Source organism: Dechloromonas denitrificans, assembly GCF_020510665.1.
GTDB classification, from domain to species: Bacteria; Pseudomonadota; Gammaproteobacteria; order Burkholderiales; family Rhodocyclaceae; genus Azonexus; species Azonexus denitrificans_B.
This window is the reverse complement of record NZ_CP075187.1, coordinates 2,532,501-2,545,716: the sequence shown is the minus strand read 5'-3', so window position 1 is coordinate 2,545,716 and position 13,216 is coordinate 2,532,501. Positions and strand designations below refer to the sequence as shown.

Sequence of the window (13,216 nt, the reverse complement as noted above, 5' to 3'; positions counted from 1 at the left end):
GGCAAGGGATTGGCGTAGCCGCATGGTAGCATTCAGGTCCATGGGAGACAGATGGCAAAAATGACCGGGCAAAAGCGTCCCGAAGCCACTATCCGGAAGCCTTCTGGCTTGTCCGGGGCTTCTTGCCGCCTGCTGATCGCCGGTCTTGCTGGATTGATCCTGAGTGGCTGCCTGGCCAAGCGCAGCAATTATGACGTGCCGGTTGTGCCGGTTGCTCCGCAGTTCAAGAACACGCCGCCGGCGACCGACGGGAAAGCCGCACCGGATTCGCTTTCCGAGAAGGATGCGCGTCCTTTGCCGTCCAGCGGCGATGCCGCCGGCTTTGAAGATTGGTGGCGCTCATTTGGTAGCCAGGAACTCGATGGCCTGGTCAATCGCGGTTTGGCCAACAACCCCGATGTTCGTATCGCGACGATTCGTCTTGCACAAGCCAAGGCTCGCTCCGATCAGGCGAAAGGCGGCTTGTTGCCCAGTCTTTCGTTGCCGACGGTAGCAGCGCGCCAGGCGCCCGGAGGGACGGTGGGAACCGTGCCGACTGGCGGTTCGCCGCGCGCGCCGCAAAATGCCTTTCAGGGCAGCCTGCGCAGTGAATTGCGGCTTGACGTCTGGGGCGAGCAAAGTTCGCTGATCGATTCGGCCAACCTTCAACTCTGGCGTGCTGCCTATGAGCGCGACAATGTTCAGCGCAACGTCGCGGCCAGCATCGTTTCCAGTTATGTCGAGTATGCCTCCCTGAATGACCGCCTGCGTATTGCCCGCGATACGGAAAAGGTCCTCAGCGCAACACTACGTACGATGCAACGCCGACTTGATCTGGGCGATGCGACACTGGGTGATTTTGAACAGCAGAAAGCACTGGTTTTCGGCTTGCGTGCGGCAATCCCGACCATTGAGCAACAGCGCGAAGATGCCTTGAATTCGCTGGCTTTCCTGGTGGGCTCGGTTCCCGGCGCCATTTCACTGTCGGATGTCGGGCTTGATTCGCTCAGCGTGCCTTCGGTTGTGCCGGGCTTGCCGTCTTCGCTGCTGCTCCGTCGTCCCGACGTGCGCATGGCGGAAGCCAGACTGCTGTCGGCCGATGCCGATATCGACGTGGCGCGAACCCGTATCCTGCCGCCGGTCGACCTGTCGGCGCAAAGTGGCTACAGCAGCAACATGCTGTCGCAGTTCTTCCTGCCCAAGTTTTTCTTCTGGAGCACGGTGGCTAGTGTTACGGCGAGTATTTTCGACGGCGGCAAGCGCGAGGGCGAGAAGAAGTACAGCGAGGCCATGTATGAGGAAATGGTCGAGAATTACGCCCGGACAATTTATCAGGCAATGCGCGAAGTCGAAGGCGCTCTGGCCACGATTCGCCTGGCCGGCAAGCGGCTGGATGCGCAGCGCGAGGCTGCCGATGCAGCCCGCCGTTCCTGGGAAATCAATACCAAAGTCTACGCCATGGGTGGCGCCGATCATCTGACCTTGCTTGAGTCGGAGCGAACTTATCACCGCTATCTTGATGAGTTCCAGCGCTCGCAGATGGAGCATTACCGTGGTTACACCGCTCTGTTTCTGGCTTTGGGCGGCGGCGTCCGGGTGGCTCCTCCAACGCCGGGCCAGGGTAAGCGTCCGGTCGGTGAGCTGACCGGACGGCTTGAAGCATCTAAACCTGCGGTCAACCCGCCGGAAAAGGCTTTTTCCGTGAATGGCGTCGATCTCGCAACCAATGATCTGAATCCCTTGGCGGGTGTCAGTGCCCAGGGTTTCTGGCAAGTCGAATTGCCCGGTCTGTATCACCGCAATACGGTGGGGGCCGCATGGCGCGATTTGCGCAGCCGTTACCCGAAGGAAATGGATGGCCGCATGGTTCGTCCGCGGCTGAATGGCCGGATCGATGACAGTGTCGAAGGGCAGGAGGCATGGTACCGACTTTATGTTGCCAGCTTTGCCTCGCCGCTTGAGGCCCAGGATTTTTGCGGAAAATTGCTGGCTAATCAGGAGCGTTGCCGCGTCGTCAATGCCCGGGGCGACGAGGTTCCTGCCGACGTACTGGCCGCGACTGCCGCGCCGACGGCGGCTGCGGCTGCGGCTGCGGCCAGTTTGCCCGTCGAGCCGCCGGCCAGCAGCGAGACGGTGCCGGCCAAACCGGCTGCGTCAGTTTCTGAGATTGCTGCGGTCGACAAGGAGAGTAGTGATCGCAAGGAGCGCATTGCCCATACGATCCAGCTGGCCGCCTTCTCCAATCTTGAGAATGCGGCGATTGCGAGCGCCGTCTGGCAATTCCGCGGTTACGACGTTTATGTGGCAGAGACGCGTGGTTCGGATGGTCGTTTGTGGTACGCCGTCAGAACCGGTGTTTACCCTCAACGGCGGGATGCCGCCAATGCGGCGCAATTGATTCGCCGGAAAGACGAGGCGCCCGCCGTTCTGGTTCCGACGTTGCTCGATGCCAACGGGCAACCGGCACAGGTTGATATCAGCGATGTGCTGAGTGTCCGGCTGGGTCAGGAAAGTCAGGTTTTGCCCGAGCCGCCGGAGGCTGCTCCGCCCGCGGTGTCGGCTGATGAAGCCGTGCCCAGGATTGTGCCGGAAAGTGTGCGTCAGGCAGGTAAGGTCAAGCCGAAATACGCGGTTCAACTGGGCGCGTTTTCAAGTCCTGAAAATGCCGAAGTGTCGCGTAAATACTGGCAAGGACGGGGTGTGAATGTTGATGTCGCGCCGCTGCGCGATGCCGAAGGTCGTCCGTGGTACGGCGTACGGACCGGTGAATTTTCCCAGCGCCGCGATGCCGCCACCCTGGCGCTGCAGCTCGGCCGGAAGGAAAGCGCCAGTGCGATTGTCGTTGCTGTTGCGGTCGACCCTGCCGGCAAGGCAGAAATCAATGAGCCGATGATCGAGCCGCCGGTCGCTCCTGCTGCTCCCATGCCGGAAATCGTCCGGGATGCCGTGCCCGTTTCCGCCAAAGCCGATATTGCCCCGAAACCGGTGGCACCGGCGCTTGCTCCTCGTTTTTCGATTCAGCTGGGTGTCTTCGCGAGCATTGAAAATGCCGCCAAGGCGTTTGCCGAATGGCAGTTGCTGGGCTATGAGCCGTACGTTTGCGATGCCGGCGAAACCCCGGGCAAGCCGCGTTTTTCTGTTCGCACCGGCACCTTTGGCAGCAAGCGGGAAGCGCAGGCGATGGTGCGTACCATCGAGCGCCAGGAGTCGCGCCGCGGCCTGGTCGTGCCGGCCGTGTTTGCTGCCGATGGCCGTCTCAGTCGTATCGATGTCTCGCCGTTGCTCGATAATGCCGCTTCCGTTCAACCTGACAACCTGACTGGCAACGATGTCCGATAAGTTCCCTCACACCATCGTTCAATGTCTGGCGGCAATTGCACAGCATCATGGCCTGGCGGTCAGCCCTGATCGCCTGATTCACGATTACGCGCTGGCCGACGAAGAGCCGGAAGGTGCGATGCTGCTGCGCATGGCGACCGAGATCGGCCTCAAGGCCAAGGCCGACAAGCTGTCCTGGGAAGGCCTCTTTGCACAGGAAGGCGTTTTTCCTATCCTGCTCAGGTTGACCGCAGGAAGCGGCATGATTCTGGTCGGTGTGCGGACCGAGGAAGGTGAAAAGAAGGTCGCCGTGCTCGACCCGACCGCAGACATGGCTGATGTCATCCTGCTCGGGCAAAACGAGTTTTGCAGTCGCTGGGATGGTGATGTCATTTTCATCAAGCGCACGCATTCGCTTTCTGACCCTGGGCAGCCGTTCAGCCTGCGCTGGTTCATTCCGGAAATTCTCAAGCAGAAATCGGCTTTCCGCGACATCGCCCTGGCTGCTATCGCGATGAATCTGCTGGCCCTGGCTTCACCGATGTTTTTCCAGGCAGTCATCGACAAGGTGCTGGTTCACCAGAGCAGTTCGACGCTCTGGGTGCTGACGGTGGGGGTGATCATCGCCCTGGTTTTTGACTCGACCTTTGTTTATCTGCGCCAGTTCCTGTTGCTTGCCGCAACCAACAAGATCGACATGCAACTGACGCGCCGGACCTTCGGCAAGCTGCTTTCGCTGCCAATCGATTATTTCGAGTCCAATTCGGCCGGTGTCGTTACCCGCCACATGCAGCAACTTGAAAGCATCCGTAATTTTCTGACCGGGCGTTTGTTCTTCACGGCGCTCGATGCGTCCGCATTGCTGATCTTTTTGCCGCTGCTTTTCGCCTATTCGGTCAAGCTGGCCACCATCGTTCTCGGTTTTACCCTGCTGATCGCAGCGATCATTGCCGGCCTGCTGCCGACCTATCGGCGCCGGCTCGATGCCTTGTATTCGGCCGAAGGCAAGCGTCAGTCGCTGCTGGTTGAAACCGTGCATGGCATGCGGACGGTGAAGGCGCTGGCCATCGAACCCACCCAGCGCCGAATCTGGGACCAGTTGTCGGCCGAAGCGATCACAACCCATTTCAGGGTCGGTCAGATTTCGATTACGGGTGCGGCCATTACTGATTTCCTCGGTAAATTGATGCCGATCACGATCATTGTCGTCGGTGCGCAAGGGGTTTTCGACCATACGATGACGGTCGGTGTACTGATTGCTTTCCAGATGCTGTCCGGGCGGGTCGTCAATCCGCTGATCCAGATTGTCGGGCTGATCAACGAATATCAGCAGACGGCGCTCTCGGTTCGCATGCTCGGTGAGGTCATGAATCGGCCTTCCGAAGGGCGTGGTGGTGCGGCGGGGCTGCGTCCGCAACTGGTTGGCGAGATCTCGTTCGATGACGTGACTTTCCGTTATCCCGGTTCGAGTGCCACCGCACTTGATCGTGCCAAATTCACCATTCCGCCGGGGGCCGTGGTTGGTATTGTCGGCCGTAGCGGCTCGGGCAAGACGACGCTGACCAAACTGATCCAGGGGCTTTACCCGGTCCAGGAAGGGATTATCCGTTTCGATGGGGTGGATGCGCGGGAGATCGATCTGGCCCATTTGCGTCGTCAGGTCGGTGTCGTGTTGCAGGAAAATTTCTTGTTCCGCGGTTCGGTGCGTGAAAACCTGACCATGACCAAGCCGGATGCTTCGTTCGAGGAGATCGTTGCGGCAGCTCGCGCTGCTGGCGCCGACGAGTTTATCGAGCGGATGCCGCAAGGGTACGACACGATCCTCGAAGAAAATGCCTCGAACCTGAGTGGCGGGCAGAAACAGCGCCTATCGATTGCCCGTTCGCTGCTTGCCAAACCGCGTATCCTCATTCTCGACGAAGCTGCCAGTGCGCTGGACCCTGAGAGCGAGGCCATCTTCATCAAGAACCTTTCACAAATTGCCGTTGGTCGAACCGTGGTGATGATTTCGCACCGTCTGTCGACCCTGGTCAATGCTCACGCGATTCTCGTCATGCAGCGCGGCCATCTGGCCGATTGTGGGACGCATCAGGAGTTGCTGGGGCGTTGTGAAACCTATCAACAGCTATGGAACCAGCAGACAAGCCATCTGTGAGCGCGAAAAAAGACAAGTCCGCAGACACGGCCATCGAATTCCTGCCGGATGCCGATGAAATCGAGCGTCGACCGCTGCCGCGTTCGGCACGGATCACCGTTCACGTTCTGTTGGCCGCGCTGATTTCATTTTTGCTCTGGGCCTCGCTGTCTGAAACCGATCTTGTCGTTACGGCGCGTGGCCGGCTGATCACGCCCTTGCCCAATATTATTGTGCAGCCACTAGAAACGGCCATCATTCAAGGCATCAATGTCCGGGTCGGGCAAGTGGTCAAGAAGGGGGAGCGTCTTGCAACCCTGGATCCCACCTTTACCGAGGCGGATGAAACCCAGTTGCGTTCGCGCTTGCATAGCCTGGAAAATCAGCTAGCGCGTCTCGAGGCTGAGTTGTCCGGCAAGCCGATTGTGGTTGCCGACGTCAAGGATGCCGATACCTTGTTGCAAAACCGACTGGCCGAAGAGCGCCGGGCAAGCTTTGGTTCGCAGAGCAAACGCTTCGAAGAGGCGATTGCCCGGGTCCGCGCCGCAATCGAGACCAACCGCGGCGAACAACAGGGTTTGTCTTCGCGCGTTCGTGTCCTGCGTGACATGGAATCGATGCAGAGCGAGCTGGTTGCCCAGAAATATGCCGTTCGCGCCCGTCTGCTGGAGGCTCAGGACCGCTTGATCGATGCCGAGCGAAACATGCAGGGGGCACAAAATCGGGCGCAGGAATTGCGCAAGGAGTTGGGGGCGCTGGAGGCAGAAAAGGTCTCCTTCGAAACCGGCTGGCGCCAGAAAATCATGGAAGAGTTGCTGGCCATTTCGCGTGAGCGCGGTAATGTCGTCGAGCAGTTGCAAAAAGCGGATAAGAGAAATCAACTGGTTGTTCTGAATTCACCGGCTGATGCGGTTGTGCTCGAAATTGCCAAATTGTCGACGGGCTCCGTGGCCAGGGCGGCCGAGCCGATGTTTACGCTGGTGCCGATTGGCGGCGACCTGGAGGCCGAGGTCAAAATTGATTCGGCTGATATTGGCTACATCAAGGTGGGCGATGCTGCACATGTCAAACTCGATGCTTATCCGTTTCAGCGTCACGGCGGGCTGGAGGGGGCCTTGAGCACGATCAGCGAGGATGCCTTCCGGCGTGAAGCCGACCCTTCCTCTGGTATGGAGGCTTTCTATACGAGCCGGGTTCGTTTGAACCAGACGCGTTTGCGCAAGATGCCTGAGCAAGCCAGATTGCTGCCCGGCATGACGTTGACCGCAGAAATCGTTGTCGGCAAACGATCGGTCATTTCCTACCTCATCTGGCCGTTGGTCCGGGCGCTTGATGAGTCGGTTCGCGAACCCTGATCTTCAGCCTGCTACGGTCTTTCCGTGAGTTTCCAGCCTGCCAGCAAAGATCACGAAGCCTTCCGGGAAACTCGGCGAGCAGCTGAGGCCGGACAAGGCAAGGCACAGTACAGCCTGGGTTTGATGTATGCGAATGGCGTCGGTGTCGAGCAGGATTTTAACCAGGCGCTATATTGGTATCGCAAGGCTGCCGACAAGGGCGTTTCTGCCGCGCAATACATCCTGGCCGGCAAATATGCCATGGGGCAAGGGGTTGACCGCGACATTCGCGAAGCGCTCTCGTGGTATCTGAAAGCCTCGGAGCGAGGCAACTCACGCGCCTTGTTCAAGCTTGGCCAGATGCTGAGCGTCCCGCAAGAGGATTTTGCCAATAGCTGCTTCGAAAAGGCCGCCGAAAAAGGTGTCGTTGAAGCCCAGCTGATGGTGGGCGCCCGTCTGGCTTCAGGGAGTGGTGCTGATCAGGGACGGGCTGCTGATTGGTACCAGAAGGCGGCAGAAAATGGCGCCCCTTCCGCCCAATACATTATTGGCACGCAGTACCAAAGTGGCAAGGGCGTGGTTCAGGACCTGGTGCAGGCCGTCGCCTGGTACCGTAAGGCCGCACGTCAGGGATTTGCTGCCGCCCAATCCCAGCTGGGTTTGATGTACGCGCGTGGCGAAGGCGTTGCCAAGGATAACCGTCAGGCCGTTTCCTGGTTGAGTCGGGCGGCCGAGCAGGGGGATGGCGAGGCTCAATATCAGCTGGGGGTGATGTACGAGCAGGGGCTCGGTGTCGCTGCCGACCCGCTGACGGCGGAAAACTGGTATTTGAAGGCGGCTGATCAGGGGGATTTGCGCGCTCAGTTGCGCCTCGCTCGTTTGTATGAGGACGAGCGCCCGATCCTTGCCGTTGAGATGTATCAGCGAGCGGCCGAACATGGCAATCCGGAGGCGCAACTGGCGCTCGGCAAGCTTTATGCCGGCGGGCTTGGTTTTGAGCCTGACTTTGACAAGGCGCTTGGCTATTTGCTGGCGGCCAGTCAGCAAGGTGAGGCCGGGGCACTGATGGCTCTCGCGCAACTGCTTGACCGCGAATCCGTCAGTATGACGACGCAGTGGTACCGCCGGGCAGCCGAGGAGGGGGTGACAGATGCTCAGTGCCGCATCGGTCATCGTCTGGCGACGGGGCAGGGGACGGCACAAAATCTGCAGGAGTCGCTGTTCTGGTACATGCTCGCTGCAGAAAAAGGATCACTTGAGGCACAGCATGCGGTTGCCGATGCCTATATGGCGCAACGCGATGTCGCCGATAGTCTGGAGCAGGCTGTTGCCTGGTACCGGTCGGCTGCCAAGCAAGGCTTCGCACAGTCCCAGCGTGTCTTGGGATCGCTTTATGCGCGAGGCGAAGGCGTTCCGAAAGATAATCGGCAAGCTGCATCGTGGTGGCTGAAGGCGGCAGAACAAGGCGATTCCGACGCTCAGCTTTACTTGGGGCAATTATTTGAGAAAGGTGGCGGAGCGACGGCCGACCGGCATGCCGAGCAGTGGTATGCGCGTGCAATGGAGCGAGCCATTGATAGCCGACCGATGGTTGCGATGCTCGCTTTGCTCGCCAGAAAAAAGTCGCCCGATGCGCAAGTCTGGTTCCGGCAGGCGGCAGAGGAAGGGGTTTCGGCAGGTCAGCATTTTTGGGCCGATTGGCTGGTTGACCGGGAGGGAGGCCTTCTCGATGCCGAGTCGCTGAACTGGTATTTGCTGGCAGCGGCTCAGGGACATAAAGCAGCGTTGGCCAAATTGGCCGAGTTGACGCGCCGGGATCCAGAGGCCGTATCTGCACTTTTCGCTAGCATGGCCGGCGAGGGCAGCCAGGCTGTTCCATTGAATAGTGCTTCCGGAGAGTCGAAGGCTCTTGGCGAGGAAGATGAGAACAGTTTTGAGTGGTGCATGCGGGCCGCTGAGGCAGGTGATCCCAAAGCCCAATGGGCACTCGGGAAAATTTTTGTGGATGGCGATAAAGGCCAGAGGCAGGATTTCGGGCAGGCCGTCCGCTGGTATCGCCAGTCGGCGCAGGCAGGCTTTCCGCCCGCTCAGGCAGCACTTGCCGTGCTGTTGTCCACGGGGGGCGGTGGCATGCAAAATCATGGCGAGGCAGTTCATTGGTGGCGCAAGGCTGCTGAGCAAGGGGACGTGGAGTCGCAATACAACCTGGCGTTGATGCTCGAAAAAGGCCAAGGTGTTCCTCAGAACTATGCAGAGGCTGTCGTGTGGCTTGAAAAGGTTGCCGAGCAGGGAATTCCGATTGCCCAAACCCGCTTGGGTCTGGCGCATGCAACGGGCAGGCTTGGAAAAGTCGATCTGGCGGAGGCTTATGCCTGGTTTGCTGCGGCAGCAGCTGCCGGTAATGAAGCTGCGCAAGCAAATCGCGAGCATGCCGAGGTTTTGATGAGCGGCCAGCAACTTAAGGATGGAAAGCGCCGGGCTGAGCAAATCACGCGCAGGATTGCGCAACTTAGAGCAGGGCAGGGGCATCGCTAGTTCGCGTCAATTCATATTGTTCTTGCGTTCCCCCAAGTAGTAACCCATAATAGTGAGCTCTGACGGACGCGGGATGGAGCAGTTGGCAGCTCGTCGGGCTCATAACCCGAAGGTCGCAGGTTCAAGTCCTGCTCCCGCAACCAAAAGACTAATGAAGGATCAACCGCCTTGTGCTGTTGGTCCTTTTTTTGTTTTTGGCTCGGTCTTTGTTGGCTGGCTAAAAGAGAATTTCCGAATTTAAGCAAACCTGCGGTGGAGCTGCCATGTCTTTCAAGGACACCATTCCTGTTTTTCAAATGATCGATGTTGGTCTGCTTGATCCGCATTCGGATCATCCGCGGCGTCATGTCGATGAGGCGGCGCTTGAAATGCTGGCTACGTCGATTCGGCGCCATGGAGTCATTCATCCGCTCGTTGTTCAGCCGGCTGATGCCGCAGGGCGTCATGTGCTTGTTGTCGGTGAGCGCCGCCGCCGTGCAGCTATTCTGGCTGGTGAGAAGTTGGTTCCGGTGGTGATTCATGCCTGTCAGGCGGATGAGCTGCTGGCGATCCAGGTATTCGAGAATATGGGAAGTGGTTTGCGAGTCCCGCTTGAGTCTCGCGATTCCTCAAGAGCCATTCAGCGAATTGTTGATGGTTTTGGGCAGGAAAGTGATGCTGCCGAAGTGTTCGGGCGCAAAAAAGCCTGGCTGGTCCAGGCGACTGCTGCTGCCAATCTTTCGCCTAAGGTTAATGCGCTGTTGGAAGAAGGGCGGATATCGGGGACGGGGGCTGCTGTCCGTCTGGAAAAGTTGGCGCAAAAAAATGAAGCGAAGGCCGAGAGTCTGATTGCCAAGGCGGCACAACTGCCTGCAGGGGAAAAGTTGTCGCGCCAGGTAATCGATGATGTTCTGCTTGAGGAGGGGGGGCGATCGAGAAAAAAAGCCTCACCTAAATACGCTCGTGAAGAAGCGGAGCGGGGCGATGAAGTCAATGGTGAGGTAGGGCTCTCCGAGAAAGTGGCGCCGATCAATCCGGCGCGGCGTCGAATCAATGCAGGTAAAGTGAAAATGGTTGCTGAAATACTTGGTTTGACCACAGAGGATGAGGAAGATGTTCTCGCTAGGTTGGTGGATGAGTTTCTGGCAATGAAAACCCTCTGATTTTTCGATTGCATGAGTGTGCATATATATAGCGGACGAAAAATTCGGATTGTTTTCACAAAGTAGTTGACTGCGCTTTTAGTGTGTATATAATTCGCCCTCTTCGCTGCTGCCGGGGTTTCCGGCGGAAGGGAAGGAGAAGTTGGTAGGAAAAAAGAAGTGAGAAAGTGCTTGACGAGATGTAGGAAGTGCTTCATAATCTCGCTTCTCTGCTGCAGACGAATCGAAAGAAACGGCGCGGTAGCGATCTTTAAAAATTTGAACAACCGATAGGTGTGGGTGCCTTGATGCGAAGCGACGCAAGTCGCAAAAAGTATTAAGGCAATCACACGGATGGAGAGATCCATCGAGGTAGAAGTAAAAATTCTACCGTCAGTGAATTGCGAGTGTTTTGGATTGAACTGAAGAGTTTGATCCTGGCTCAGATTGAACGCTGGCGGCATGCCTTACACATGCAAGTCGAACGGTAACAGGGAGCTTGCTCCGCTGACGAGTGGCGAACGGGTGAGTAATGTATCGGAACGTACCTTTCAGTGGGGGATAACGTAGCGAAAGTTACGCTAATACCGCATATTCTGTGAGCAGGAAAGCAGGGGACCTTCGGGCCTTGCGCTGATTGAGCGGCTGATATCAGATTAGCTAGTTGGTGAGGTAAAGGCTCACCAAGGCGACGATCTGTAGCGGGTCTGAGAGGATGATCCGCCACACTGGAACTGAGACACGGTCCAGACTCCTACGGGAGGCAGCAGTGGGGAATTTTGGACAATGGGGGCAACCCTGATCCAGCCATGCCGCGTGAGTGAAGAAGGCCTTCGGGTTGTAAAGCTCTTTCGGCCGGGAAAAAATCGCATGGGCTAATACCCTGTGTGGATGATGGTACCGGAATAAGAAGCACCGGCTAACTACGTGCCAGCAGCCGCGGTAATACGTAGGGTGCGAGCGTTAATCGGAATTACTGGGCGTAAAGCGTGCGCAGGCGGTTTTTTAAGACAGGCGTGAAATCCCCGGGCTCAACCTGGGAACTGCGCTTGTGACTGGAAGGCTAGAGTACGGCAGAGGGGGGTGGAATTCCACGTGTAGCAGTGAAATGCGTAGAGATGTGGAGGAACACCAATGGCGAAGGCAGCCCCCTGGGTCGATACTGACGCTCATGCACGAAAGCGTGGGGAGCAAACAGGATTAGATACCCTGGTAGTCCACGCCCTAAACGATGTCAACTAGGTGTTGGGTGGGTAAAACCATTTAGTACCGGAGCTAACGCGTGAAGTTGACCGCCTGGGGAGTACGGCCGCAAGGTTAAAACTCAAAGGAATTGACGGGGACCCGCACAAGCGGTGGATGATGTGGATTAATTCGATGCAACGCGAAAAACCTTACCTACCCTTGACATGTCCAGAAGCCCGAAGAGATTTGGGTGTGCCCGAAAGGGAGCTGGAACACAGGTGCTGCATGGCTGTCGTCAGCTCGTGTCGTGAGATGTTGGGTTAAGTCCCGCAACGAGCGCAACCCTTGTCGTTAATTGCCATCATTTAGTTGGGCACTTTAACGAGACTGCCGGTGACAAACCGGAGGAAGGTGGGGATGACGTCAAGTCCTCATGGCCCTTATGGGTAGGGCTTCACACGTCATACAATGGTCGGTACAGAGGGTTGCCAAGCCGCGAGGTGGAGCCAATCCCAGAAAGCCGATCGTAGTCCGGATCGTAGGCTGCAACTCGCCTGCGTGAAGTCGGAATCGCTAGTAATCGCGGATCAGCATGTCGCGGTGAATACGTTCCCGGGTCTTGTACACACCGCCCGTCACACCATGGGAGCGGGTTCCGCCAGAAGTAGGTAGCCTAACCGCAAGGGGGGCGCTTACCACGGCGGGGTTCGTGACTGGGGTGAAGTCGTAACAAGGTAGCCGTAGGGGAACCTGCGGCTGGATCACCTCCTTTCTAGAGAAAGCATCTCTGGCACCCACAACCTATCGGTTGTTCAGTAGTGGCAACAGACGAGGGTCTGTAGCTCAGTCGGTTAGAGCACCGTCTTGATAAGGCGGGGGTCGTTGGTTCGATTCCAACCAGACCCACCAACGTCTAAACACGGGGGATTAGCTCAGCTGGGAGAGCACCTGCTTTGCAAGCAGGGGGTCAACGGTTCGATCCCGTTATCCTCCACCAAAACCTAAAGATAAGCATGGCTGTTTATCTTTGGCTTTTGGAAACGAAATGCCACGCTCTTTAACAAATTGGAAGAAGGTTGTATTGCTGATGCTGATGAGGCATTAGCAATACGTTGTGATTGCATCGATCGTTATTTCTTAGTCGGGATAACGGTCGCACAAAGATTTGCCTGTAGCCGCTCTCGCGAGAGAGGACAAGGTTATAGGATCAAGCGACTAAGTGCATGTGGTGGATGCCTTGGCGATCACAGGCGATGAAGGACGTGCAAGCCTGCGAAAAGCGGGGGGGAGCTGGCAATGAAGCTTTGATCCCCCGATATCCGAATGGGGAAACCCGGCCAGCAATGGTCATCTTTATCTGAATACATAGGATATTGAAGCGAACCCGGTGAACTGAAACATCTAAGTAGCCGGAGGAAAAGAAATCAACCGAGATTCCCCTAGTAGTGGCGAGCGAACGGGGAAGAGCCTGCTAGTGATAGCGGAACTGTTAGAAGAACGGAATGGAAAGTCCGGCCGTAGTGGGTGATAGCCCCGTATTCGAAAACAGATCCGTGGTACTAAGTTAGCGAAAAGTAGGGCGGGGCACGTGAAACCTTGTCTGAACATGG

General features: G+C 57.4%; 5 protein-coding genes, 3 tRNA genes and 2 rRNA genes (1 of these 10 running past the window's edge). All 10 read left to right on the top strand.

The genetic code is table 11. From position 1 onward, the window contains the following. The first annotated feature begins 51 nt into the window (after window positions 1-51). Window positions 52-3,318 carry an efflux transporter outer membrane subunit gene (locus tag KI614_RS12065; RefSeq protein ID WP_226405967.1) on the top strand — a complete coding sequence of 1,089 codons (3,267 nt, stop codon included), beginning with the start codon at window positions 52-54 and terminating at the stop codon, window positions 3,316-3,318. Next, window positions 3,308-5,452: a peptidase domain-containing ABC transporter gene (locus tag KI614_RS12060; protein ID WP_226405966.1), complete on the top strand. Its 2,145-nt coding sequence runs from the start codon at window positions 3,308-3,310 to the stop codon at window positions 5,450-5,452. The genes KI614_RS12065 and KI614_RS12060 overlap by 11 nt, the downstream gene beginning before the upstream one ends. Continuing rightward, on the top strand, window positions 5,449-6,786 hold the full coding sequence (locus tag KI614_RS12055) for an HlyD family type I secretion periplasmic adaptor subunit (protein WP_226405965.1): 1,338 nt from the start codon (window positions 5,449-5,451) through the stop codon (window positions 6,784-6,786). Before KI614_RS12060 ends, KI614_RS12055 begins: the two co-directional genes overlap by 4 nt. Before the next feature lie 24 nt (window positions 6,787-6,810). Next, window positions 6,811-9,300: a tetratricopeptide repeat protein gene (locus KI614_RS12050; protein WP_226405964.1), complete on the top strand. Its 2,490-nt coding sequence runs from the start codon at window positions 6,811-6,813 to the stop codon at window positions 9,298-9,300. Between the two features lie 67 nt (window positions 9,301-9,367). Next, window positions 9,368-9,443 (top strand) — tRNA-Met (locus KI614_RS12045). 120 nt (window positions 9,444-9,563) lie between these two features. Next, entirely contained in the window at window positions 9,564-10,442 is an 879-nt protein-coding gene (locus KI614_RS12040; protein ID WP_226405963.1) for a ParB/RepB/Spo0J family partition protein, read from the top strand. A 398-nt stretch (window positions 10,443-10,840) separates the two neighbouring features. Further along, a 16S ribosomal RNA gene (locus tag KI614_RS12035) occupies window positions 10,841-12,378 on the top strand. Between the two features lie 60 nt (window positions 12,379-12,438). Continuing rightward, window positions 12,439-12,515: transfer RNA gene (locus KI614_RS12030), tRNA-Ile, on the top strand. 12 nt (window positions 12,516-12,527) lie between these two features. Further along, window positions 12,528-12,603 (top strand) — tRNA-Ala (locus KI614_RS12025). 208 nt (window positions 12,604-12,811) lie between these two features. Beyond that, window positions 12,812-13,216: ribosomal RNA gene (locus KI614_RS12020) — 23S ribosomal RNA — on the top strand (it continues 2,476 nt past the right edge of the window). The 16S and 23S rRNA genes sit together here with 2 tRNA genes alongside, the layout of an rRNA operon.